This window comes from Arcicella rosea, from assembly GCF_014204325.1.
GTDB classification, from domain to species: Bacteria; Bacteroidota; Bacteroidia; order Cytophagales; family Spirosomataceae; genus Arcicella; species Arcicella rosea_A.
In genome coordinates, this window is sequence record NZ_JACHKT010000023.1 from 59,398 (window position 1) to 85,742 (window position 26,345).

Genomic DNA, 26,345 nt, shown 5'->3' on the forward strand with positions numbered 1-26,345 from the left:
CCTGTTTTTTTAGCTGTATGATGCTTATTAAAAAAAAAGGTTAAATATTTTCATTTTGAAATAGGTGTATTTCTCCTTTGTATTTACTTCACTATAAGAGGATACATAAAATAATATTTGGGCATTTGTGAATCTTCCAAAATATTATTTTATCTACTCATTTTTAAAACAGCAATGAAAGATTCAAAACTTATAGTACTTATTGACAAGTACCAACAAGGCAACTGTACGCCAGCAGAAAAATTAATCGTTGAAGAATGGATGAATTCTTTAGCGGTTGAAAAAAACGCCTTTGAGAAAATAAATGAAGAAGAAAAATTGGCAATCAAACAAAAAATGTTTGCCAAAATTAAGGAAGAAATTAAGCCCTTACCCAAAGAAACGGTAAAGCTTTTTAATTGGGCTGCTTATGTTAAAATAGCAGCCGTTTTAGTTGTTTTTATTGGTTTGGCATTTTCATTGGTGCTTGCTTATGATGTTTTCGATTGGAAAAATGAAACATTACAGGCTTCGTCGGAAGGACAAACCAAAAAAGTAATGCTTCCCGACGGCAGTATTATTTGGTTGAAAGGAAAAAGTACGCTGACTTATCCAGAACATTTTGACCAAGCTACTCGTGAAGTAAGTTTAAGCGGTGAAGCACTGTTTGAAGTAGCTAAAGATGCACAGCATCCTTTCATCGTTCATTCAGGGAATATGGATACCCGTGTATTGGGAACAAGTTTTAACATCAGACCCATCGGTAAGCATATCGAAGTCGTAGTTTTTACAGGGAAAGTAACGGTTTCATTACCTAACACGAACAAGCAACTGTTGATACTGCCCTCAGAAAAAGCCATTTGTATGCCTGCTGAAAAAGAAATTAAAGCACAAACAAATGTTCAAAAAGAAGAATATTTGGCAAATACGGAATACAACATGAATTTTGAAGATGCCCAAATGAGTGAAATCATCAAGAAAATTGAGGCAAAATTTGATGTGAAAGTAAAACTGACAGATAATACTGTAGCCAATTGTTTGATTACTGCAGATTTTACAGATCAGTCTTTAATAAAAACCTTTGAAGTACTTTGCCAAACGTTGAATGGCACTTTTGAGGTCGAAAATAACAGCGTGTGGCTGAGAGCAGAAGGATGTAAGTAGAGAGATGAGTTTTGAATTATGAGTTATGAATGAATAGATTTTATCACTTGAATAAATTATTCAATGCCTAAAGCTTACCGCCCAAAGCCTAAAGCAATAAAACCAAACTAAATTATCAACAAACCCCAATATAATCCTTAATGACCGAAAAAAAATCGTAAAAAAAGGCAAGAGTGTTCCCAGCACTCCTGCCTTGGCTAACTCCATTTCATAACACCGTTTGGAGAACGGTGATGAGAAACTATTGTCTTATTCCTCCATTTCAACAAAGAATAAAAACCAACCAAAGGTATGATAGAAAATTATCGAATCAAAGACTTAACCCTAAGAATTATGCGGTTTACCATGTATCAAGCCATCATAATTATGGTTTTTACTGGAATCATCAACGCTCATGTAAATTTTGCACAAGGAGTTCTTAATCAAGGTGTTTCCATCAAAATAGAAAACGTTTCACTCAAAAGTGCTTTGTCACGTTTGGAAAAAGAAGCGAAAATAAAGTTTGTTTACAGTAGCAGTCAAATCAATTTGAAACAAACGGTAAGTGTTACTTCTTCTAAAGAATCATTAGGGATTTTTTTGGATGGATTACTGAAACCGATGGGTATAAAATATGCCGTGAAAGATGAACGTTTGATCATTCTTTCTCGCATTGGCAACAATACTCCTTTGAATTTTTTGAAAGGAAGCACTGTAACAAGTACTCCTAGCGAAGCAGAAAAGGAAGACGTTACAGGTATTGTTACCTCTGCCGAAACGGGCGAACCTTTAATAGGGGTATCTGTAACTGCCAAAGGTACTCCATTTGGAACAATCACCGATGAGAACGGTAAATTCCGCATTTTGGCAAAGAAAGGATATATTCTTTTGTTTACTTATGTTGGTTTTGAATCATATACAATCACCGTTGGGAATGCTACGGATTTAAAAATATCGCTAAAGCCTTCTCAAAAAGCCTTGGATGAAGTAGTGGTAATTGGTTATGGGACATCTTCTAAAAGAATTAATACTGGTTCTGTAAGTTCAATTACATCGGCTGAAATTTCAAAACAACCAGTTGCCAATGTATTGGCTGCTTTGCCGGGTCGTATTCCTGGAGCACAGATTGCACAAAATAACGGACTTCCTGGAAGTGCCGTACAAATCCAAATTCGTGGTCAGGGTTCACTTTCTTCGGGCACAATTCCTTTGTATGTAATTGATGGAGTGCCATTTACAAATTTCAACGGAGGTTCGCCAGCGACAGACAATTTGAATGCTTTTGGTACTTCTGGTGCAAATGGTGGCGTGAGTCCATTTAGTATGATTAACCCAGCCGACATCGAGCGTATTGATATTTTGAAAGATGCTGATGCTACTTCAATTTATGGTTCTCGTGGTGCGAATGGCGTAGTATTGATTACGACCAAAAGAGGAAAATCTGGCAAAACAAAATTTGATGTCAATGCTTCAACGGGTTTTAGTGAATTGAATCGTTTTATCCCGATGTTGAATCCTGAACAATATTATGATTTAAGAACACAGGCATTCAAAAACGATGGAGTTACACCAACAGTGAATAATGCCCCAGATTTATTGGTTTGGGATAAAACCAAAACAACCGACTGGCAAAAATATTTTTTGGGCGGAACTGGCAAAATCAATGATATTCAAACAACGCTTTCGGGTGGTGATGCCAATACTCGTTTCTTGTTTAATGCAGGTTATAGAACTGAAACAACGGTTTTCCCGGGCGATTTTTCAAACAAAAGATTTACGAGTCGTTTGAATTTAGACCATAATTCAAAAAACAGAAAACTAAACGTTGCTTTTGCCGTAAGTTATTCAAAAGACAATACCAATCTACCACAAAGTGACGTGAGTATGGTGTATAACTTACCGCCAAACCTGCCTTTGTATGATGCAAACGGAAAATGGTTTTGGTCATCAAATTTCACGAATCCATTGTCAACTTTGGGAAGGACGTATTTATCAAGTAGTTCTAACTTAATTGCCAATGCAAGTGTGAAATACAATGTGTTTTCTGGCTTCAATATCAAGTCAAATTTTGGTTATACCATTACTGATTTAGACCAGAAAAACCTAACGCCTGCTTCGGTATTGAATCCTGTTTCAAACCCAACAAGTAATTCTGTTTTTGCCAATAATAAGGCACAAAACTACATTATTGAACCAACAGCAGAATACACAAAAGAAATTGGCGAAGGTAAATTATTGGCTGTAGCGGGTGCAAGCTGGCAACATAATACTTCAAATGGTTATTTTATCACAGGAAGTAATTATAGCAGCGAAGCATTGTTGAATACACTTTCTGCGGCTGGTTTAATTACTATCAATTACAACAACATTGTAGAATATAAATACAATGCACTTTTCGGACGTGTAAATTATGACTGGAAAGGAAAATACTTTGCTAATGCTACTTTCCGTAGAGATGGTTCTTCACGTTTTGGACCAAATAATCGCTTCGGAAACTTTGGTGCAATTGGTGCGGCTTGGGTTTTTAGTGAAGAAGATTTTGCTAAAAAATTACCTGTTTTGAGCTTCGGTAAATTAAGAGCAAGTTATGGAACTACTGGTAACGACCAAATTTCTAATTACTTATACTTGCCACTTTACAGTACTTCAGGAACGTATTTGAATAATCCAGTAATGAACCCAACTACTTTACCAAATGCTGATATTCAATGGGAAACGACTAAGAAATTTGAAGTAGCCTTAGAATTAGGTTTCTTGAAAGATAAAGTATTGTTAACGGCAGAATATTATAATAATCGTTCAAGTAATCAGATTGCTTACCTACGTTTACCAACCCAAACTGGCTATAATGCCATTCTATCAAACTTACCTGCTTTGATTGAAAACAGCGGTTTAGAATTTGATTTGAATACAACAAATATTTCTGCTGGCGATTGGAAGTGGACTTCTACCTTCAACATTACTTTACCAAAAAACAATTTAGTTGAATTTCCGGGTTTAGAAAATACTTTCTCTAGTTCATCTTATGTCGTTGGTCAGCCGATAAACTTTTCAAGATTACTTCACTATTTAGGTGTTGACCCAAAAACTGGTGCGGCTCAATATGAAGACATCAACAAAGATGGCGTGGTTACTTTTGATGACCGTTATGTAGCAAAAATCGGAACGCCTTATTACGGTGGCTTAGGAAATAGTGTTTCTTATAAAAACTTCCAATTAGATTTCTTTTTCCAATATAATCATCGTTTCGGACAAACCAATATTTTGAACAACAGACCCGGAACGTTGAATAACCAAAATACTTCGTATTTGAATGTTTGGAAACAAGAAGGTGACGTTACGAATATTCCAGCAGCAACAACTATAGCGGGTACAGCTTTGTATAATTCATACAATTTCTTCGGTTCGTCGGATGCTTTCTGGGGAGATGCTTCATACTTGAAATTGAGGTCAGCAAGTATTGCTTACAATGTTCCTAAAAACCTTTCAAAAGTTTTGGGAATGACCAATTGTAGAATTTATGTGCAAGGACAAAACTTGTTTACGTGGTCTAAAAACAAATACATTTTAGATACAGAAACTACTGTTGGAGGTGGCCCTTCAGGTTTAGGAACAGGTACAATTGCACAGGTTTTACCGCCCCTTAGAACGATTTTGTTTGGTATCAATTGCTCATTTTAATTAAGGAAATATCATGATAAATATCCATAAAAAATTCAAAGGAGTATTTTGGGCAACAGCCATCACTTCCTTATCGCTTTTTTCTTCATGCGAATCGTTTGTAGAATTGGGTGCACCGCCAACGCAGGTTGTTTCTGAAGATGTTTTCAAAGCTGATGCCACGGCTTCAAGTGCAATTTTAGGTTTGTATTCAGGAACGAATATGAGTCAATTTGTTCAGGGAAGTACTTTCTTTCCGGGCATGTCTGCAGATGATATTCAGTATAATGCAGCCAATACATCTTATGATGAATTTGAAAATAATGCTTTGAGTACCAATAATTCTTTGGTAGAAAATACAATTTGGGCTTATTCATATCAGCAAATCAAAAATGCAAATAATGCTATTTCGGGTTTGAATAAATCACAAACCTTAACGCCAACAGTAAAAGAACAATTATTGGGTGAAGCAAAATTTGTCAGGGCTTTATCGTACTTCTATTTAGTGAATTTATTTGGTGATGTACCGATGTCGCTAACGCCAGATTCAGATTATGAGGCAAAAGCAAGTTTGCCAAGAACACCCGCTACTGCTATTTGGGCACAAATTATCACTGATTTAAAAGAAGCACAAACGCATTTACCTGTTACTTATGTGGGTACTTTCAAAGGCCGTGTCAACAAACATGCCGCTACTACGTTGTTGGCACGTGCCTATTTGTACAACAAGGATTGGACAAATGCTGAAAGTCAAGCAAGCCAAGTAATTACGGCACAGGCTTATACTTTACCAGCACCAGCCGATGCTTTTATCAATACAAGTAATGAAATTATTTGGCAAGTAGCCAATACAACTGGCGTCTCTATTTTCGGAGGAAACTACTTGGCAGCAACAGGTGTTATTCCAGCTTTTTCGCTTTATGATACTTTGTACAAATCGTTTGAAGATGTGGATTTGCGTAAAACCAATTGGACGGGCATAATCAAAATTGGAACAAATAATTATTATTCCATCAACAAATATAAAGTAAGAACAGGCACGGGTAATGAATACAGCGTTGCCTTACGTTTTGCTGAATTGTATTTAATTCGTTCAGAAGCAGCAGCACAACAAGGAAAATTAACTGAGGCGAAAGCAGATGCTGACATCATTCGTAAAAGAGCAGGATTACCAGCTTTATCAAGTTCGTTGACCAAAGAACAACTATTGATAGCAATTGAAAAAGAACGAAAAGTAGAATTTTTCGGAGAATGGGGACATCGTTGGTTGGATTTAAAACGTACCAACAGAGCCGACGCAGTTTTAGGAGGACTGAAACTAAAAACTTGGAAATCAACCGCAGTTCTTTATCCAATTCCTGAAAATCAACGACTTGCTAACAGAAATTTGACACAAAATTTAGGGTATTAAATCAAATAGGAATGGGATTCATCCATTCCTATTGATAAAAAATTTGAATTCAAAATCATTCACAATAAACAAGTAAAGGTTATGAAAAAAATAGCAATGGCATTAAGCTTATTGGCTCTGGTAGCTTCTAGCATAATGGCTCAAACAAAGCCAGCCAAAGAGAAAGAAGCATTATACAATGTCAGTGGAAAAATTGAAGGAGTTAAGAGTGAAAAAATCTTTATTTCTACTTATAATGGCAAAGGTTTTGATATAGATTCCTTGGTAAGTACCGATGGAAAATTTACTTTCAAAGGGAAATTGAAGTATCCTGCTATCTATAGCTTGTATTTAAACCCGAAGAAAGATCGCCTAAATATCTTTGTACAAAGTGGTGCTATTTTAGTACAAGCAAAGAAAGATTCTTTGAGTAAAGGAACAGTAAAAGGTTCGGCTTTACACACCGATTGGATGGTACACAGAAAACAAATGGATGGTGCTTATGCACTGATGAGTAAGGGCGATAATTTGTACAAAAGCGTTCAACAAAATAAAGATCCTGATAGTGTTGCACTCCGAAAAACTGCTCATGACCTTTTTGTTGCTGGAGAAGCTTATGCTGATAGTATTTGTAAGCAATTCATTACTACGCACCCAAGTTCTACCATCAGCCCGTTTATCATTAATAGTTATTTTATGAGAGCTGGCTCAGAAGAAAAAGCGAAGGATTATTATAATCTTTTAGATAAAAATGCACAAGCTTCATATTATGGAATAAGTGTAAAAGAATTTTTAGATAAAGCCGCTTTAGTTGATGTTGGTAAAATGGCTCCAGCTTTTAGCATGGCAGATACTACAGGCAATGCTTTTACTTTGGCATCGCTAAAAGGCAAATATGTATTGGTTGATTTTTGGGCTAGCTGGTGTGGTCCTTGCAGAAAAGAAAACCCAAATGTTGTAAAAGCGTATAATGAGTATCGTGATAAGAATTTTGAAATTGTAGGAGTATCTTTAGACGATAAAAAGAACAACTGGTTAAAAGCCATCAATGCTGATAAATTGACTTGGATTCACGTTTCAGATTTGAAAGGTTGGCAAAATGAAGCGGCTAAAATGTATGCAGTAAGTGCTGTTCCAATGAATTTCTTGTTGGATAAAAATGGAAAAATCATTGCCAAAAACCTCAGAAGCGAAGAACTTCATAAAAAACTAGCTGAATTAATTCATTAACAATTCTTCAATATGTTTTCTACAAGAATATTTTTCTTGTAGAAAACATAAATTTTTACTGGTAGCGTCCTAAATTTAGTTTAGGATAATAGGCTACAACATTTTTCTTCAATCTCCCGCCACTCGATAAGTTGGGTCTTCCCAAATATTTACTTCTATTACTTTATCGGCTTTGGCTAATAGTTTTCTACAATCTTCGCTCAGATGCTTTAAACGAACCGTTTTGTTTAGTTGAGCATAGCGTTCTGTAATTTTGTTCACCGCTTCAATGGCACTCATATCGGCAATTCTACTTTCTGCAAAATCAATAACTACTTCGTTCGGGTCGTTTGAGATGTCAAATTTTTCAGTAAAAGCAGTCGTCGAAGCAAAGAAAAGTGGCCCATAAATTTCATAATATTTTACGCCTTTATCATCAATATATTTTCTTGCTCGGATGCGTTTAGCACTTTCCCAAGCAAAAACCAAAGCAGAAATAATTACGCCTACAAGTACTGCTAAAGCCAAATTATGTAACCAAATCGTAATGCCAGCCACTAAAATTCCAACAATAATATCCTGTTTGGGCATTTTATTGATGATTTTAAAACTCATCCATTCAAATGTACCAATGGCTACCATAATCATTACTCCCGTAAGTGCTGCCATCGGTAAATTTTCAATCAGTGGAGAAGCAAAAAGAATAACCGACAAAATAGTCAATGCGGCGATGATTCCTGAAAGCCTTGCTCTTGAACCCGCAGAAATATTCACTAACGTTTGGGCAATCATCGGGCAACCGCCCATGCCAAAGAAAAAGCCATTCAAAATATTGGCTACTCCTTGTGCTAACGATTCTCTGTTGCCGTTTCCTTTTGTCTGAGTAAGTTCATCTACTACATTGAGCGTCAGCAATCCTTCGGTTAAACCTACGCCAGCCATTATTAAACCATAAGGAAAAATAATTTGAAAAGTCTCAAAAGTAAAAGGAATATTTGGAACGTGAAAAGGTGGAAGTCCTCCTGATACCGAAGCAATATCTTTTACCGTTTTAGTTTCAATATTCAGCACAAAAACCAAAATTCCTACCACAATAATTGCCATTAACGAAGCGGGAACAGCTTTACTTATTTTAGGAAAAAGCAACACGATAGCAATCGTCAAAGCTACCAAACCCGCCATAATATAAAGTGGAGTGCCTGATAACCAAACTGTTTGTCCATCTATTACAGTTTTGAATTGCTCAATTTGAGCCATAAAGATGATGACCGCCAAACCATTTACAAAGCCAAACATTACTGGTTGTGGCACTAAACGAATAAATTTCCCCAACTTAAACAAACCCACAATTATCTGAAATACTCCAGCTAAGGCAACTGCCGCAAAAACATATTCTAATCCATGTGATTTCATTAAAGCAATCAATACAACTACCGTTGCTCCTGCTCCGCCAGAAATTAACCCAGGTCTTCCACCGAAAATAGCCGTTACCAAACCCATGATAAAGGCAGCGTAAAGTCCCATTAAAGGAGGGAAATCTGCTAAAATGGCAAATGACAACGATTCTGGAATCATCGTCATGGCAACTGTAAGTCCTGCTAGAACTTCTGTTTTATAATTTACTTTTTGATTAAAATCAAATAAGTTGATAGCCTTTAACATTATTTTAAAATTGATTCAATAAAATATTACCTCAGGAAAGGTAATTTTCTAAATACAAGTAATTGAAGAAAACTTGGAGAGAAAAATCATCTTGCAATTCTATCAAGATGAAGTAATAAACGAAGCTTTATAAGCTAGTTTTTTCATTATTTCACACAAAAGTACCTTCTGAAGGTTGAAAATCAAAGAGAATAGGATTTAGTCACTTCCCTCCTATTTGAATAATCCTTTTTTTAAACAATATTTGAGTAATCGAAAATCATCATCCTTACTAATTTATTCATCATGAAAAAACTTCTCTTACTTTGTCTGTTATTTTTCTGTGCGAAAGCTTATGCTCAAACGCCTGAAGAGCAATTAACAAAATTAGGTATCACACTTCCAGCAATTAGTCAGCCAGTGGCTAGTTATGTCAATGTAGTACGATCTGGAAATCTTTTATTTCTTTCAGGAAAAGGGCCTTTAAAGACTGATGGGCAATATATTAAAGGAAAATTGGGGAAAGATTTAACCATTGAAGAAGGTGCAAAAGCGGCTGAATTAGCAGCAATTCAACAATTAGCAGTATTAAAAGCTACTTTGGGAGATTTAAACAAAGTAAAAAGAATTGTAAAAGTTTTGGGTTTTGTTAACAGCGATAGTGAGTTTTTTGAACATCCAAAAGTAATTAATGGCACTTCTAATTTAATGATTCAGGTTTTTGGAGAAAAAGGAAAACACGCTCGTTCAGCACTGGGTGTAAGTGCTTTGCCTTTCAACATGGCTGTTGAAGTAGAAATGATTGTGGAAGTAGAGTAGCTGAAAATAGTTATCCTATAAATTAATAGAGCATATTAAACCTGTAAGGATTAGAGTAAAATTCTCATTATTAAATCATTACGTAAATCCTTACAGGTTTTTTAACAAATAAAAGCTTAAACTTTCAAAGAAAAGTAGAAAGTACTACCCTTTCCGATTTCAGATTCTACCCAAATTTGTCCGTTTTGGGCTTCTATAAACTGGCGAGCGATGGCTAAACCCAAGCCTGTGCCTTTCTGACTATCGGGTGTTTGGAAGTACTTGTCGAATATTTTTTCTAAATATTCCTTTGCGATTCCTTTTCCAAAATCTTGTACAGAAAATACTACTGTTCCATTTTGACGAATGGCAGAAACAATAATTTTACTATTTTCTGGACTGTAACGAATGGCGTTTGTCAATAAATTCACTAAAATCCATGCTGACTTTTCGGCATCAGCTTGTACTTGTGGAAGTTTGTCTGAAAGCTGAATTTCAATTTCTATATTTTGTTGTTGTGCTTGAAACTGTATTGCCGAAGTTGCGTATTCAATGATATTTTGTGGTGCAACGGCTTGCAAATTCAAACTGATTTTGCCACTTTCTACTTGGGTTAAATCCAATAATTCGCCTGTAATATTTAACAATCGCTGACTATCAGATTTGATATTTTCCAATAATTGGCTTTGCTCTGGATTTAGAATGCCTACTTTTTCGTTTTCTAATAATTTCAAACTCATTTTTATCGCTGAAATTGGCGTTTTTAATTCATGCGAAATCGTAGCGATAAAGTTGGTTTTGGCTTCATCCAATTCATGGAAACGAGTAATATTTTTCAATAAAATTACTTTTCCTAAAATTTTCTCATTGCTTTCTACCGTTAAAGTTTCCTTGGTAAAATAGCTTTCTCGTTCATCGGCATAGATTTTCATTTCTTTGCTGTTTTCTTTTTCGTTCAAAAGCGTTCTCAGCAAATCGTTGTATAATGCCACATCTGGAGCGTATTTCCCAATCAAATCTTCTGATTTTACATTCAACATTTTAATCGCTACAATATTGACGAAAAGTATTTTATTTTGTTCATCTAAACCAATGACGGCATCGTTTAGGTTGTTGATGATGGCTTCAATTCTACTTTTTTCAAAAAGTATTTTTGCCAGATTTGAATGTTCGTACTCGTTGAGTTTCTCCGCCATTGAATTAAATGCCGAAGCCAATTCGCCAAATTCATCTTCCGAGGAAAAATGCAGGCGTTGTTCATAATTTTTATTGGTAATTGCCTGAATACCTTTGGTCAGTTCTTTAATGGGATTAGCAATATAAGACGGAAAATTAACAATAAAAGTAAAAGTCAGCAACATACAAACGATAGCAACCATTTTTAAATAATTACTGGCATTTTCGGCTGTTTTCAAGGCTAAATCATTTTTACGAACAATGCCTTGTTGATTCAGCTCTGCAATGTTGAACAGAGCTTGATTCAGTTTAGTAAAATGTGTTTCTGAACTATCCTTTTTAAATTCAAAATAGGCTTTTCTCAGATTTTGCGTAGCTTCAAGCTCGCCTACTTCCGTTACGTTGTGGGCTTGTTTCTCCAACAAAACTTCAAAAGATTTGTGCTTGGCAGTATCAACCGACGACCAAGTATTGAGTATTTCTTCCATACCCTGCACATACTCCAAGGACTCAATATTATCTTTCAAGATTTTGCTGGAATCTGCCTGTAATTGATTCAGATAATACGTTCCCATACCGCCCAACAAGACGATGACGGAAAAAAGGAAGAATAATCCGAGTTGAAGTTTTGCTTTGATTTTCATGGATTTAGCTGTGAGTTTTGAGCTTTCAGCTTTATTTTTTAACAATGTTTCTCTGTGAAACTCTCTGTATTCTCTGTGTTACTCTGTGTATTTTATAAAATTGAAAATTTCTATCAAGTAAAAAAATACTTATGTAACAATCTGACAATTAATCACTTAAAAAAATAATCGCCATTTGCCAATCACTAACTTAAAATAACAATATCAATATCGGAAGACGATAGTTTTTTTAGTAATTGATTAAATAAATTCGTTGCCAATATAATTCTGAATAAACTAAAATGTGGTTTTCCGATACAAATTGTCGTGATTTCGTACTTTTCAGCGATTTCTACAATACTTTTTGCGACCGAATCACTTTGAATTCTGATGACTTCTGCTCCTAATTCTGTGGCTAATTTTAAATTATTGATTAAATGCCTTTGAGCTGCTAAATTAATTTTATCTCCTGATTCCGAAGGTGTTTGCACGTACAATACAAACCATTTTGAATCATAATGCGAAGCCAATCGAGCAGTTTTGCGAATGATATTTTTGGATGTATTGGCATTAGAACTGATACAAGCCAAGAAACGTTCATGTGTAAATTTACTGCTCGAAACTTCATGAAATACTTTTCTTTCTACTTGGTGAGCTACTTCTTTCAAAGCTAATTCTCTCAATTGCAACAATTTAGCAGGTTGAAAGAAATTATTCAAGGCAGTTTCTACTTTCCTCAAATCGTATATTTTTCCTTCTTTGAGCCTTGTAATTAATTCATCAGCCGTTAAATCAATGTTTACCACTTCATCGGCTTGTTGCAAAACCCAGTCGGGTACTCTTTCGGCTACTTCTACATTGGTAATTTGTTTTACTTCATCGTTCAGGCTTTCAAGGTGTTGAATATTTACGGCAGAAATCACATTGATACCTGCATTTAGAATGTCCATGACATCTTGCCAACGCTTTTCGTTTTTAGAGCCTTCAATATTTGTATGAGCGAGTTCATCGACAATAGCAATTTCTGGACGTTGGTTGATGACAGCCTGTACGTCCATTTCTTCTAATTCTTTGCCTTTATAAAAAAGTTTTCGGCGAGGAATCACAGGAATACCTTCCAACAAAGCATGGGTTTCGGCTCGGTTGTGGGTTTCGATATAAGCAATTTTTATATTGACATTGTTTCTGAGCAAAGTATGGGCTTCTTGCAACATCCTAAACGTTTTGCCCACACCAGCACTCATACCAATATAAATTTTAAACTTCCCTCTTTTGGAGCTTTTGATTAAATCTAAAAAATATTGAGCCGAATGTTCCATGTTTTTTTAGCTGTGAGCTATAAGCTATGAGCCTTGAGCTTTGGGTTATGAATTATTTGAATACTTATTGATTAGTAAAGCTAAAAGCTCACTGCTCATAGCTAAAAGCTCAAAGCTGAATAGCCATTGAAGTATTGAGTGAGAAATTATTGTTTACTGCTTTTCCTTCTTTGTTGAAAATTGCGTCTTTACTTTCTAAGTACTTGCCTTCCATTCTCCAAAGTAGATTGTCGCTAATTTTATAGTCGATATTCAATGAATAACCTTTTGTTTGAAAGCCATTTGGCGTATTGCTGGCGATAATTACCCCATTTTTATCTTGATAATACTCCCAACGCACCGCTCCAGACCATTTTGTGTTTGCGGTATATTTTAAAATTGCCACTGGACTATACCAAGTATTGTACTCCGACGAAGCCACCGCTTTTTGTTCTAAACCATAATCAAATCCTGCAATTAAGCCTAATGTTGAAGAAAGTTGAAAAATACCATAAAGGTTTGAAAAATAACGCTCTTGTTTTTGGCTACTTGGTTTGTCATTTCCGATAAAAGTACTCCAATTAAGTGTTGTTTTATCGTTTGGTTTAAACTGTACTTGCGTTCCCAGAGCCAATGTTTGGTTTCCATCAGGTCGTTTGATTCTTTGCCAACCGTTCAATGCCAAAGCCGAAAGCGTCCAACGATTATCTAGATTGATATAAGTAATTTTCGCTCCAGATTCATAATAGGGTGAATTTTCTGCCAAAATACTTCTGGTGAGTGTCCAACAATCTTTTGAGATGGCACTTTCAAAACCAATATGCGAAGGCATAATTCCTGCGTCCAACCAAAGATTTTGTTTATTTGAAAGTTTCACTCCTATGTTTGCTTCAAAAACGTGTTGTAACAATGAAGGTTCACTTGCCAAATTGTACTGAGCATAAGTACCAGCCATCAAAGCTAAATTCGCCCGTGTATTTGCTGAAAGATAAGTGCCTTTGATAAAACCGAGATTGAGGTTAAACTCATTATGTCGGTTATGATTATACATAAAACTCGGACGCTCGTGGTTGGCGGGTTGATTAAAATCATAGACATAATAAGTTTCCAAATAACCCGACCAAGTAATACTTGGTTTAATTTCAGTTTGTCCAAAAATACTTGTTTGAAAAACGAACAAGGCAATCAAAGTAAAATAAATTGTTTTCATGAGATTGTGTGAGCTGTTAGCTGCGAGCTATGAGCTTTGAGCAACGAGCTGTAATAATTTATTCAAATTTCTGTATATATTACTTCCTACTGATGGTATGACTTCGAGTCATGCCATCAGTAAAAGCTTAAAGCTCACTGCTCAAGGCTCACTGCTTCCAAAGCAATATTCAATTTTAATACATTTACTTTTTCTGTTCCAAACAAGCCTAAAAGTGGTTTTTCAGTTTGGGCATTCACTAAAGCAATTAATTTATCTTTAGGTAAATGTCTGATTTTAGCAATTCTATCAACTTGTACTAAAGCAGCTTTTGGCGAAATGTGTGGGTCGAGTCCACTGCCGGAAGCAGTTACTAATTCAGAAGGGATCTCAGCTTTTGTTACTGTTGGATTATGTACCAAAAAAGTATCAATACGAGCTTGTACTTGTGCTAAATAATCAGGATTGGTAGTTCCTTTGTTTGAACCTCCAGAACCAGCAGCATTGTAACTCACTGCCGAAGGACGGCTATTAAAATACTGGTCTTGGTCAAATTTCTGACCAATATTGGCTGCTCCAACAACTTTACCTTTGTATTCCACAAAAGTAACTTTTCCTTTATCAGGAGCGAATTGAGCAAAGCCCAACACAATTAAAGGATACACAAAAGCAAATAGCAACACACACAACAAAGTGAGTTTAAGTGCTGGAAAAAATTGAGTTTTCATCGTATGAAATTAATTTGAAAATTTGAAGATGTGGTGATTTGAAAATGTTTTTACTTTTTTAGAAAAACATTCCCACCGCCAAATCGAGTACTTTGATACCGATAAAAGGAATAATCACACCGCCAAGTCCGTAAATCAATAAGTTTCTTCTTAATAAAGCACTCGCTCCGATAGGCTTATAATCAACCCCTCTTAAAGCCAAAGGAATCAAAGCTGGAATAATAAGTGCATTAAAAATCACAGCCGATAAAATGGCACTTTCGGGCGAGTGTAAGTGCATAATATTCAAGCCTTGCAAACTTGGAATACTGGCAATAAACAAAGCTGGTACAATGGCAAAGTACTTAGCTACGTCGTTGGCGATAGAAAAAGTAGTGAGCGTACCACGAGTCATTAATAATTGTTTACCGATTTCTACAATTTCAATCAATTTCGTTGGGTCATTGTCCAAATCCACCATATTTCCCGCTTCTTTAGCAGCCACCGTTCCAGAGTTCATGGCTACACCTACATCAGACTGAGCCAAAGCTGGGGCATCGTTTGTACCGTCGCCCATCATCGCTACCAATTTTCCACTGGCTTGCTCGGCTTTAATATAATTCATTTTATCTTCTGGTTTTGCTTCAGCGATAAAATCATCTACGCCTGCTTTTTCAGCAATGTACTTGGCTGTCAAAGGATTATCACCTGTCACCATTACCGTTTTAATACCCATTTTTCTCAAACGTTCAAAACGTTCTTGAATGCCTACTTTGATAATATCTTGCAATTCGATAACGCCCAACACTTTTTCATTTTGAGTTACGACCAAAGGCGTACCGCCATTACTGGCAATAAATTTTACTTTGTCAGCAATTTCGGATGGAAAAGTATTTCCTGCATTTTCAGCAAGGTTTTTCATCGAATCAAAAGCACCTTTACGAATACGAGTACCATTCGGTAAATTCACACCCGACGAACGAGTTTCTGCCGTGAATTTTATCAGTTCAACATCATTTTGCAAAGTGGGAATTTTCAAACCGTGACTACCTGCCAATTCAATGATAGACTTACCTTCGGGCGTATCATCTGCTAATGAACTTAATACTACGGCATTCATAAAAGTCTTGTTGTCTGTGCCATTCGCAGCGTAAAAATTGGTTGCTTTTCGGTTTCCAATCGTAATTGTTCCCGTTTTATCCAACAACAACACATCTATATCTCCAGCCGTTTCTACGGCTTTTCCCGATTTAGTAATTACGTTGGCACGTAAAGCTCTGTCCATCCCAGCAATCCCAATTGCAGACAATAAACCGCCGATAGTAGTAGGAATCAAGCAGACAAAAAGTGAGATAAAAGCGGCAATCGTAATCGGCGTATTGGCGTAATCTGCAAAAGGTTTGAGGGCTACGCAAACGATGATAAAAATTAAAGTAAAGCCTGCCAAGAGTATCGTAAGAGCAATTTCATTCGGTGTTTTTTGGCGAGATGCACCTTCTACCAAAGCAATCATTTTATCCAAAAAACTCTCGCCCGGTTCGGTCGTAACGATTACTTTGATTTTATCAGAAAGTACTTTTGTACCACCCGTTACCGAAGATTTATCGCCACCCGACTCACGAATGACTGGAGCAGATTCTCCCGTAATCGCAGACTCATCAATCGTTGCTAAACCTTCGATAATTTCGCCATCAGTTGGGATTGTGTCGCCTGCTTCGCAGACAAACACATCTCCTTTTCTGAGTTGGGCAGAATTTACGATTTGAATTTCGTTCAAATACATTTCACCTACTTGTTTGATGACTTTTGCAGGTGTTTCTTCTCGGGTTTTACGCAAAGAATCTGCTTGAGCTTTACCTCTTGCTTCTGCGATGGCTTCGGCAAAATTGGCAAACAAAAGGGTTAGAAATAAGATGATTAAAACCGTTAGATTATAAGCGAATGAACCTTGATCTGTATGATTGATGCTATAAATCGTAACGAATAACATCACAAGCGTTCCTAATTCAACCGTGAACATCACTGGGTTTCGGAACATTATTTTTGGATTTAGTTTGACAAATGAAGCAGCGAAGGCTTCTTTCACTAAATCCGCTTGGAAAAGCGAAGTTGGTTGGGTTTTCATATAATTGCATTCAGCTTTCGGCTTTCAGACATCAGCTTTTTTGATGAGATTTGAGCTTGAGCATGATTCTTTAATTGAATGATTGTTGATTTTACAGCGGCTTTCGGTAGCAAATATTTAAAATCCGATAGCCGAAAGCCTATACCCGAAAGCCATTAAAATATTCCGCAATCGGTCCCAAGGTCAATGCTGGGAAGAATGATAAGGCTGCTACGATAAAAATTACGGCAAAGACCATCAAACCAAAAGTACCTGTATCGGTTTTTAAAGTACCTGCACTTTCAGGAATGTACTTTTTATTGGCTAAAATTCCTGCAATGGCTACGGGGCCGATGATAGGTAAAAATCTACTCAATACCATCACGATACCGCAACTGATATTCCACCAAAGCGTATTGTCGCCCAAGCCTTCAAAGCCAGAACCGTTGTTGGCTGCCGAAGAAGTATATTCATACAACATTTCTGAAAATCCGTGAAAAGAAGGATTATTCAACCAACCAATCTCTGGATTTTTTACAAAAATGAAAGACGATAAAGCCGTAGCTCCCAAAATCATCAGCGGATGCAATAGAGCGATAATCGTAGCAATTTTCATTTCTCTTGCTTCGATTTTTTTACCCAAAAACTCAGGAGTTCGTCCGACCATCAAACCAGAAATAAATACGGCGATGATGATAAAAACATAGAAGTTCAAGAAGCCAACGCCAACACCGCCATACAAAGCGTTAATCATCATGCCCAAAAGCGTAAACATTCCCGTCAGTGGCGTAAAGCTATCGTGCATGGCATTCACAGAACCGTTTGAAGTAACCGTAGTGGCTATACCCCAATAAGCAGAAGCGGCAGAACCAAAACGTACTTCTTTACCTTCCATGCTACCCATTTGTTGCGTAATTCCCATTCGCTCAATGGCGGTATTGCCATTCATTTCTAAATAAATAGAAGGTATCAAGAACAGAAGGAAACCTAAAGTCATTACACCAAAAATGGTGTAGGCTAATTTTTTACGTTTGAGATAATAGCCCAAAGCAAAGACCATCGCTATCGGAATCAAGATAATACTCCCTACTTCTACGATATTGGTTAGATAATTGGGGTTTTCGAGTGGGTGAGCAGAGTTTACGCCAAAGTAACCACCGCCATTTGTCCCGATTTGTTTAATGCCAATCATGGCAGCGGCTGGGCCACGAGAAACCTGTACAGTATCGCCTTGCATTGAAATAAAAGAAGCTTTTCCTTCTACGTTCATGGGCGTTCCATTGAACAAAGTAACTAAGGCAACGACTAATGAAAGTGGCAATAAAATACGAGTACAAGATTTCAAGAAGTAATTGTAAAAGTTACCTAATTTGTCGGTGGTGCGTTCTTTCATGGCATTAAAAACCATCGCACAAACCGCCATTCCTGCTCCTGCGGAGATAAATTGGAATAAAGTCAAACAAGCGATTTGCCCTAAGTACGACATTCCACTTTCGCCAGAGTAATGTTGCAAATTGGTATTCGCTAAAAAGGAAATGGCAGTATTAAAAGCCAAATCTGCCGACATCGAAGGGTTGCCATCTGGATTCCACGGCAACCAGCCTTGGTTCATCAAAATAAACATTGCCCATAAAAACCAGAGTAAATTGATGGTTAGCAGAGCGGTAAGATGTTGCTTCCAAGTCATTTCCTGTTTAGGATTGATGCCCGAAATTTGGAAGAAAAGTTTTTCGATAGGATTAAAAACGGTATCCAGAAAAGTAGCTTCTCCACCAAAAACTTTGGCGATATATTTCCCCAACGGAATAGCACAAACGACGGTGAGGATAAACGTGAGGATTACTCCTAAGATTTCAGTATTCATTTTTTAGAATTTTTCAGGTTTTAACAAAACATAACACAAGTAGCCAAACACGGCAATTGATAGAGCAAAGAGGGCTGTCATCATGATTCTACAAGAATCTTTCGATTCGTTTAAGGTTAAATGTTTTCAAAAAAATCAATGGCTTTAAAAAAGAAAGCAAAGCACAAAAGCCCAGCGAGTAAAAGAAGGATTGTTATCATCGTTTTAATTATTTGTTCGATGACCTTATGCCAAAATATAAGCCAAGAAAAAAGAAAAGGGTGTTACTTGTTGAAAATCAATACAATAGAGAATTGTGGGTGTTTTGGGGAAATAAAAAACCCTTCCAAAATGGAAGGGTTTTTGTCAGAATGGAAAGGGGTTTGGAATTTGGATTTGTGGTTTCGGATTGGGGATTTTGTTTGTTTTTTCAATAGGGTCGGGTTTAAACCCGACCCTATTGAAAATATATCCTTAACCCAGAATTTCTGAGCTTTGACTCACCTAAACTGCATTCCAACTCACTTTTTCCGAGTACCAATACAGAAAAAGCGAGTTGCTATACAGAAATGTTGATTTACAAGGCTGGATTTATGAGTACCAATACAGTTTTTGTGAGCTGGTACTCACAAAAGTGGACTTCTTACTCACAGAAATGGAGATGCAATACAGAAATTGTGAGTTAAGACTCGGTTTTGCTGTATTAGTGTGCGTATTTTGTAACTCATGGCATGACTGAGGGTGTGTTTTATTGATACAAATGATTGTTGAGTCATGCCATGAGTTTTGGGAGGACCGAATTGGAAACTCGACTTACGAAATATTGTATTCTTCAATCTTACGATAAAGCGTTGTTAAACCTATGTTCAAAAGTCGGGCGGTTTCGGTTTTGTTGCCTTTGGTGTGTTGCAATACTTTTTGAATATGTTGCTTTTCGATGCTATGTAAATCGAAAGAATTGAGGATGTTAGCAGATAAATTTTCAGCAGGAAACTGAATGTTAATCGGTAAGCTTTCTACGGTTAAGTGTCCGTTTTCATTCAAAATAATAGTTCTTTCAATCACATTTCTGAGTTCACGGATGTTTCCTTGCCAGTTATAATTATTTAACTTTTCAAGAAAATCTTCTTGTAAATCAGCTATCGTAATATTGAATTTTTTAGCAAAATCTTTGGCAAAAAAACGAGCCATTACTTCAATATCAGTCTTGCGTTCACGAAGTGGTGGCAAAGCAATCTGAAAAACAGAAAGTCTATAAAACAAATCCGAGCGAAAATGTCCTTCGTTGGCTTCTTTGCTTAAATCACGATTCGTCGCCGAAATAATCCGTACATCTACTTTTATCAATTTGGTGTCGCCTACTTTGATAAACGTTCCCGTTTCTAATACTCTTAGTAATTTAGCTTGCAAATCCAGCGACATTTCCCCGATTTCGTCTAAGAAAATCGTTCCTCCATCTGCTTCTTCAAACAAACCTTTTTTATCTTTGTTCGCCCCAGTAAAAGCACCAGCTTTATGTCCGAACAATTCCGATTCCAGAATTTCTCTGGAAAAAGTAGCACAGTTTACCGCCACAAAGTTTTTTGAAGCTCTTTTACTTTCTTGGTGAATGGCGTTGGCAAATACTTCTTTTCCTGTACCTGTTTCGCCTGTTAGTAAAACGGTGGTGTCGGTTTTTGCTACTTTTTGGGCTAAACTGATGACTTCTTTAATCTGTTTAGATTTCCCCAAAACCTTTTCAAAACCTTGACTTTTAGGCAGAATAATTGGCGACTGATTTTGTACTTTTTCCATCGCCAAACTTAACATCGGCAATATTTTTTCGTTATCGTCGCCTTTTACTAAATAATCAAAAGCCCCATTTTTCATGGCTTTGATGCCGTCTTGAATCGTTCCGTAGGCAGTCATTACAATGATTTCGAGGTTTGGAAATTTCTCTTTAAACTTTTGGGTAAAGTCAACGCCATTTCCGTCGGGCAATTTTACATCAGAAAGTACTACTTGAATCGCTTGATTTTCAAGGATTTTCCACGCAGATTTTAAGTCGCCTACTTCCCAAACCGTATAATCTTCCAACTCAATAATTCGCTTGAGTAATCCTCTTAACTGTTTTTCGTCATCAATAATCAGTACTGTTCCTTTCATCTTAGCTTAATTTCTACTGCCATACTGGCTTTATCTTCGGCTAAATTAGTAGATGTTTTAGGAAATATTGCATTTCAAGTCATCATCTTCGCTTTGGCAAATTTCAATACCATGCCTTGTCTGGTTTTAAGACAGCAATTCAATGTATCAATTATTAATAAAGTAATGAAATATGTAAATTTGACAAGAAATGAGTAGCTTGTTTAAATAATACGTGTTTGCTTTTGATTTATGAACAAACTACTGAGTACAACAAAATGAAAATTATATGCAAAAAATTTACTTGTCCTTGGCGTTTTTGGCAACTGCCCTATTAACCGCTGCTTATTTACCTGAGCAAGATAATCCTTCCAACGAAAATACTGGTTGGACGGAGTATTTGGGTGGTCCAGAACGGAATCATTATTCTAGCCTGACACAAATTAATAAAAGTAATCTTAATCAATTAAAAGTTGCTTGGGAATATCACACGCTAGATTCTGGACAAGTTCAATGTAATCCAATTATCGTAAATGGAATACTTTATGCAGTAACGGCAACCAATAAACTTTTTGCTTTGGATGCTGCCACAGGCAAAGAATTATGGACATTTACCAATTCAGGAAGTGGTGCTTTAAACACCAATCGTGGGGTTACTTATTGGGAAAGTAAAGATAAAAATGATACAGATGTACCAAGAATCATCTTTGCATTAGGCTCTTTTTTATATGCTGTTGATGCTAAAACAGGAGAGAAAATCAACACTTTTGGCGACAATGGAAAAGTAAGTTTGAAAGAAGGTTTGGGCAGTACTGCAGTGAATAAATTCGTGATTTCAAATACGCCCGGTACTTTATATGAAGATAATATTATCATGCCTTTACGTCTTTCGGAAGGAGCAGATGCTGCTTTGGGAAATGTTCAAGCATTTAATGTAAGAACAGGTAAGCTTTCTTGGGTTTTTCATACGATTCCGCATCCAAATGAATTTGGCTATAATACTTGGCCAAAGAATACTTATAAAAATACCGAAGTTGGCGGAGCAAATAACTGGTCGGGCATGGCTATCGACCGTAAAAGAGGGATTCTGTTTGTGCCAACTGGTTCGGCAGCTTCTGATTTTTATGGAGGAAATCGTAAAGGACAAAACCTTTTTGCCAATTGTTTAATTGCCCTCGACGCAAAAACGGGCAAAAGACTTTGGCATTTCCAGTTTGTTCATCATGATATTTGGGATAAAGATTTACCTGCACCTCCCAATTTGGTGACGATAAAACGGAATGGAAAAAGTATTGATGCAGTAGCACAAGTAACAAAATCTGGACACGTTTTTGTATTTGATAGAGTGACAGGAAAATCTTTATTTCCTATCAAAGAAACTCCTTTTCAAAAATCAAATATTCCAGAAGAAAGTACTTGGCCAACACAGCCAATTCCAAGTTTGCCTGCTCCTTTTGCTCGACAAACAATTACGGAAGCAGACGTAAATCCATATTCTGACGAAAAAGAAACATTACTTAAAACTATCAAAACAGCTCAAAAAGGAGTATTTCAACCACTTGGTTTAAAAGAAACTTTGGTGTATCCTGGAGCAGATGGAGGTGCAGAATGGGGCGGTGCAGCCGTTGACCCTGATGGAATTATGTATGTAAATGCCAACGAAATGGCTTGGCTATTCAGCCTAAAACCGACGCCAAAAGCGGATGAGTTAGCTCATTTAAGCAAAGGACAAAAACTTTATGCAAGTACTTGTTTGGTTTGTCACGGAAAAGACCTCAAAGGAAATCCTAGTAGTGGCTATCCATCTTTAGTGAATATTTCTGAAAAAAAAGACCGTGAATATGTTTCAAAAATTGTTACTTCGGGCAAAGGGATGATGCCCGGTTTTGGACATTTATCAAATACCGACCGACAAGCTTTAGTTGCGTTTCTATTTGGTGATGAAAAAGTAGAAGCAAGTACTGAAAGTACCAAAGAGAAAACGCCTTTTATTCCTTATCAATTTAATGGTTATCATAAATTTATCGACGCTAAAGGTTATCCGGGTATTCGTCCGCCTTGGGGAACACTTACTGCCATCGACTTAAACACAGGTAAACATCTTTGGCAAAAACCATTTGGCGAATATCCAGAATTAAAGGCAAAAGGTATTCCAACAACTGGTTCAGAAAATTATGGTGGACCAGTGGTTACAGCAAGTGGTTTACTTTTTATCGCTGCTACCAAAGATGGAATGTTTAGAATTTTTGATAAGAAAACTGGTGATATTCTATGGGAAACAAAATTGCCCGCAGCAGGTTTTGCCACACCAAGTACTTACCTATTGAAAGGAAAACAATACATCGTTATCGCTTGTGGTGGCACTAAATTAGGCACAAAAAAAGGAGATAGTTACATCGCTTTTTCTTTATAAAATACTTAACAATATCGTCAGCATTGTTTATTTCATCAAATGTAAATCCAGTCTTTGGCTATTTCAAAATGGTTAAAGACTGGATTTGTTTTGAAACCTTATTTTCTAAACTTATCTCAGAAGATTAGATTTTATAAAATTCATTAAAGCTTACACAAAAAACATTTTTTATTAAATCCATTTGCATAGAATACTGAAGCTCTTACCGTTTTTTCATTAAAGGGTCCAAATAAAAGCGATGAGATATGTCTTATTTCTCCACAATTATCCTCTAAAAAACAATTCATTGTAATATCTTTAGTGTCTCATTACTTTCACCCAACATTAGTTATGCAAATTGATTTAAAATTTCTTCAAGAAAAATTCGGTAATATTTTTGAAAGTGAGTTGCTCAAAGAGCTGGCTCAAACTGGTAATTTTATGACGATTGAAGAGGGCTTTGTTTTGATGCGACCGGGTGGATATATTCGTTCTGTCCCCATTATTTTGCAGGGTTCTATCAAAATTCTCAGAAATGATAACGAAGGACGTGAGGCACTTTTATATTATTTGGGCGGAATGGATTCATGTGCGCTGTCGCTTACTTGTTGTCTTGACCGAAAAATGAGTGAAATTACGGCTATTGCCGAAGAAAAAACTACTTTAATCAGTGTTCCAGTCGAAAAAGTTGAAGAATGGATTACGAAATATTCTTCTTGGAAACATTTTGTTTTTGCTACCTATCAAAAAAGATTTGAAGATTTGCTCAATGTGATTGACGATGTTGTTTTTCATAAACTTGATGAACGCCTCATAAAGCTTCTTCAAAGAAAGGTAAAACAAAGTGGAAATAATATTTTTAACATTACTCATGAAGAACTTGCCAATGAACTTGCTACATCAAGAGAAGTGATTTCTAGGCTTTTGAAGCAGTTAGAAAAGCTTGGAAAAGTAAAACTTTCAAGAAACAAAATAGAGCTCTGTTAAAATACAGTTTTCTATGTAACATTTATCACGGTTTGTTGTATTATAAAAACTGACATTTGTAACATCAATTTATAAACAAAAACAGATGATGAAAATATTTGATTTTTTTAATGTTAAAAAGAGTTATGAAAATGTATCAGCTGATACCTTTAAAAAATTATTTAATGAGCATCCTAAAGCCGTAATTTTGGATGTTAGAACCAATGAAGAATTTAAACAAGGAGCTATCAAAGGAGCAATAAATCTTGATTTGATTGGTGGGACTTTCAAACAAGAAATTGTAAAAATGGATAAGGCTAAAACTTATTTTGTGTATTGCAGAAGTGGAAATAGAAGCGGACAAGCCTGTAAAATGATGGGTGATTTAGATTTCAAAAATCTTTATAATCTTTCTGGCGGTATTATGAGTAGTACATTTTAAGGTTAAAATCATGGAAAATATATTAAAAGATTGGGGCGGTTTGAGGATAATCCGTTTGTTGATGGGAATTTATATTATCGTTGAATCTATCAAAGAACATCAAACTTTGTTGGGATTGTTGGGGGGATTTTTTCTCTATCAAGCCATCATGAATACTGGCTGCCCGATGGGAGCGTGTGAAGTAAAACCAAAAAGCAAAACACAAGAGTCAACCACAGAAACAGTAGATTTTGAGGAGATAAAATAGTATTGAAAGAAATGGAAAAGAAAGAAAGTTTTTCAGAAATTATTCAAGGTTCAACGCCTGTTTTAGTAGATTTTTTTGCTGAATGGTGTGGCCCTTGTAAAACAATGTCACCCATTTTAAAAGATTTTGCTACTCAAATGGGTGACAAAGTGAGAGTTTTGAAAATTGATGTAGATAAAAGCCCAAGTACTGCAGCAACTTATCGTATTCAAGGTGTGCCTACTTTAATTTTATTCAAAGATGGAAAAATCGTTTGGCGACAGTCGGGTGTGGTGCAAAAACAACAATTAGCACAAATCGTGAATCAATTCTCACAGCAAGTTTAGTCATTCGTTTTCAAAAAAGTAATTTAAAGATTAAATGGGAAAATACTTTGAAGCCTTTTACATGGGTTATGCCAATTACTTTATGTATGTTCTGAACGAAATTTTACATCCAAGTTGTCATAATTACTTTTATTGGCTCATCGCAATTTCTTTATTCGTTTGGACATTGGAAATTGTATTTCCTTGGCGAAAGCAACAGTCCACAATTCGACATGACTTTTGGTTGGATGTATTCTATATGTTCTTCAATTTTTTCTTGTTTTCCTTAGTCGTTTATAATGCTGTTTCAGATGTAGCAGTATTGGCTTTCAAAGATTTTTTAGGGCTTTTCGGTATCCAAAATCTAGTTGCTATTCAAGTAGGAAGTCTTCCTTATTGGTCTCAATTATTGATTTTATTGGTCGTCAGAGATTTTGTTCAATGGAATATTCATCGATTATTGCATCGTATTCCTTGGCTTTGGGAATTCCATAAAGTACATCATAGTGTTGAAGAAATGGGGTTTGCAGCACATCTTCGTTATCATTGGATGGAAACCATTACTTATCGAAGCCTTGAATATATCCCTTTGGCAATGATCGGTTTCGGCATTGATGATTTTATCATTGTTCATTTGTTTACTTTGACAATTGGACATCTAAATCATGCCAATATCTATTTGCCGTTAGGGCCATTCAAATACATTTTGAATAGCCCACAAATGCACTTATGGCATCATGCAGAAGAAATGCCAGAAGGCTATCCGAATGGCATCAATTTTGGAATTACTCTTAGTATTTGGGATTACTTATTCGGTTATGCTAAAATTCCTTATCAAGATAGTGACCTAAAATTGGGTTTTCCCCAAATCAATACCTTTCCTAAAAAGTTTTGGGAGCAGGTAAAATATCCATTCATAAAAAATAAGCACCAGAAATAGCTTTACTTCCTCATTTTCAATCTCTTTTGGTGTATTTCTCTTTTATTAAAAAATCTTCCATTATAATTATTTCAATAAAAAGATTAAATATTTTGGTGGGACAATATTTTTTCGTACTATTGTATCAAAATGATATAATAATATCAATAAACATCTATCATGATGTTTT

General features: G+C 36.1%; 20 protein-coding genes. 11 read left to right on the forward strand and 9 right to left on the reverse strand.

The genetic code is table 11. The features are described 5' to 3' along the window. The first annotated feature begins 174 nt into the window (after positions 1–174). The 4 genes from HNP25_RS15025 (at position 175) to HNP25_RS15040 (ending at position 7,402) form a co-directional block, all read left to right on the forward strand. A complete protein-coding gene (locus tag HNP25_RS15025; protein ID WP_184135392.1) occupies positions 175–1,143 on the forward strand; it encodes a FecR family protein in 969 nt (322 codons plus the stop codon). A gap of 291 nt (positions 1,144–1,434) precedes the next feature. Continuing rightward, the gene (locus HNP25_RS15030) at positions 1,435–4,803 is read left to right on the forward strand and encodes a SusC/RagA family TonB-linked outer membrane protein (protein ID WP_184135394.1); all 3,369 of its coding nucleotides are present in this window, start codon (positions 1,435–1,437) and stop codon (positions 4,801–4,803) included. A gap of 13 nt (positions 4,804–4,816) precedes the next feature. Continuing rightward, positions 4,817–6,193: a RagB/SusD family nutrient uptake outer membrane protein gene (locus HNP25_RS15035; protein WP_184135396.1), complete on the forward strand. Its 1,377-nt coding sequence runs from the start codon at positions 4,817–4,819 to the stop codon at positions 6,191–6,193. A gap of 81 nt (positions 6,194–6,274) precedes the next feature. Next, the gene (locus tag HNP25_RS15040) at positions 6,275–7,402 is read left to right on the forward strand and encodes a TlpA disulfide reductase family protein (RefSeq protein ID WP_184135397.1); all 1,128 of its coding nucleotides are present in this window, start codon (positions 6,275–6,277) and stop codon (positions 7,400–7,402) included. A gap of 108 nt (positions 7,403–7,510) precedes the next feature. Here HNP25_RS15040 and HNP25_RS15045 read toward each other — a convergent pair whose 3' ends face one another. Then, a complete protein-coding gene (locus HNP25_RS15045; protein ID WP_184135399.1) occupies positions 7,511–9,043 on the reverse strand; it encodes a SulP family inorganic anion transporter in 1,533 nt (510 codons plus the stop codon). 285 nt (positions 9,044–9,328) lie between these two features. On the opposite strand from HNP25_RS15045, the gene HNP25_RS15050 reads away from it, so the two are divergent. Continuing rightward, positions 9,329–9,841 carry a RidA family protein gene (locus tag HNP25_RS15050; protein WP_184135400.1) on the forward strand — a complete coding sequence of 171 codons (513 nt, stop codon included), beginning with the start codon at positions 9,329–9,331 and terminating at the stop codon, positions 9,839–9,841. A 116-nt stretch (positions 9,842–9,957) separates the two neighbouring features. Here HNP25_RS15050 and HNP25_RS15055 read toward each other — a convergent pair whose 3' ends face one another. The 8 genes from HNP25_RS15055 to HNP25_RS15090 all read right to left on the reverse strand — a co-directional run bounded on the left by HNP25_RS15055 (position 9,958) and on the right by HNP25_RS15090 (position 20,905). Further along, on the reverse strand, positions 9,958–11,640 hold the full coding sequence (locus tag HNP25_RS15055) for a sensor histidine kinase (protein ID WP_184135402.1): 1,683 nt from the start codon (positions 11,638–11,640) through the stop codon (positions 9,958–9,960). 185 nt (positions 11,641–11,825) lie between these two features. Beyond that, positions 11,826–12,938 (reverse strand): sensor protein KdpD, encoded by a 1,113-nt coding sequence (locus tag HNP25_RS15060; protein ID WP_184135404.1) that lies wholly within the window; start codon positions 12,936–12,938, stop codon positions 11,826–11,828. A gap of 109 nt (positions 12,939–13,047) precedes the next feature. Beyond that, the gene (locus HNP25_RS15065) at positions 13,048–14,127 is read right to left on the reverse strand and encodes a porin (protein WP_184135405.1); all 1,080 of its coding nucleotides are present in this window, start codon (positions 14,125–14,127) and stop codon (positions 13,048–13,050) included. A 134-nt stretch (positions 14,128–14,261) separates the two neighbouring features. Beyond that, on the reverse strand, positions 14,262–14,834 hold the full coding sequence (locus HNP25_RS15070) for a K(+)-transporting ATPase subunit C (protein ID WP_184135407.1): 573 nt from the start codon (positions 14,832–14,834) through the stop codon (positions 14,262–14,264). Positions 14,835–14,892: 58 nt separating this feature from the next. Continuing rightward, a complete protein-coding gene (gene kdpB / locus HNP25_RS15075; protein WP_184135409.1) occupies positions 14,893–16,938 on the reverse strand; it encodes a potassium-transporting ATPase subunit KdpB in 2,046 nt (681 codons plus the stop codon). Between the two features lie 139 nt (positions 16,939–17,077). After that, positions 17,078–18,781 carry a potassium-transporting ATPase subunit KdpA gene (kdpA, locus tag HNP25_RS15080; protein ID WP_184135410.1) on the reverse strand — a complete coding sequence of 568 codons (1,704 nt, stop codon included), beginning with the start codon at positions 18,779–18,781 and terminating at the stop codon, positions 17,078–17,080. 3 nt (positions 18,782–18,784) lie between these two features. After that, positions 18,785–18,865 carry a K(+)-transporting ATPase subunit F gene (kdpF, locus tag HNP25_RS22095; RefSeq protein WP_184135434.1) on the reverse strand — a complete coding sequence of 27 codons (81 nt, stop codon included), beginning with the start codon at positions 18,863–18,865 and terminating at the stop codon, positions 18,785–18,787. 708 nt (positions 18,866–19,573) lie between these two features. After that, entirely contained in the window at positions 19,574–20,905 is a 1,332-nt protein-coding gene (locus HNP25_RS15090; protein ID WP_184135412.1) for a sigma-54-dependent transcriptional regulator, read from the reverse strand. Between the two features lie 268 nt (positions 20,906–21,173). On the opposite strand from HNP25_RS15090, the gene HNP25_RS15095 reads away from it, so the two are divergent. The 6 genes from HNP25_RS15095 (at position 21,174) to HNP25_RS15120 (ending at position 26,176) form a co-directional block, all read left to right on the forward strand. Then, positions 21,174–23,297, forward strand: coding sequence for an outer membrane protein assembly factor BamB family protein (locus tag HNP25_RS15095; RefSeq protein WP_184135414.1), 2,124 nt, complete (start codon positions 21,174–21,176; stop codon positions 23,295–23,297). Between the two features lie 330 nt (positions 23,298–23,627). Beyond that, positions 23,628–24,263 (forward strand): Crp/Fnr family transcriptional regulator, encoded by a 636-nt coding sequence (locus HNP25_RS15100; RefSeq protein WP_184135416.1) that lies wholly within the window; start codon positions 23,628–23,630, stop codon positions 24,261–24,263. 85 nt (positions 24,264–24,348) lie between these two features. After that, the gene (locus HNP25_RS15105) at positions 24,349–24,684 is read left to right on the forward strand and encodes a rhodanese-like domain-containing protein (protein ID WP_229202882.1); all 336 of its coding nucleotides are present in this window, start codon (positions 24,349–24,351) and stop codon (positions 24,682–24,684) included. Positions 24,685–24,694: 10 nt separating this feature from the next. After that, entirely contained in the window at positions 24,695–24,931 is a 237-nt protein-coding gene (locus HNP25_RS15110) for a hypothetical protein (protein WP_184135417.1), read from the forward strand. An 11-nt stretch (positions 24,932–24,942) separates the two neighbouring features. After that, positions 24,943–25,257 (forward strand): thioredoxin, encoded by a 315-nt coding sequence (gene trxA, locus HNP25_RS15115; RefSeq protein WP_184135419.1) that lies wholly within the window; start codon positions 24,943–24,945, stop codon positions 25,255–25,257. A 34-nt stretch (positions 25,258–25,291) separates the two neighbouring features. Continuing rightward, positions 25,292–26,176, forward strand: a complete 885-nt coding sequence (locus HNP25_RS15120) for a sterol desaturase family protein (protein WP_184135420.1) — start codon at positions 25,292–25,294, stop codon at positions 26,174–26,176. Positions 26,177–26,345: the final 169 nt, after the last annotated feature.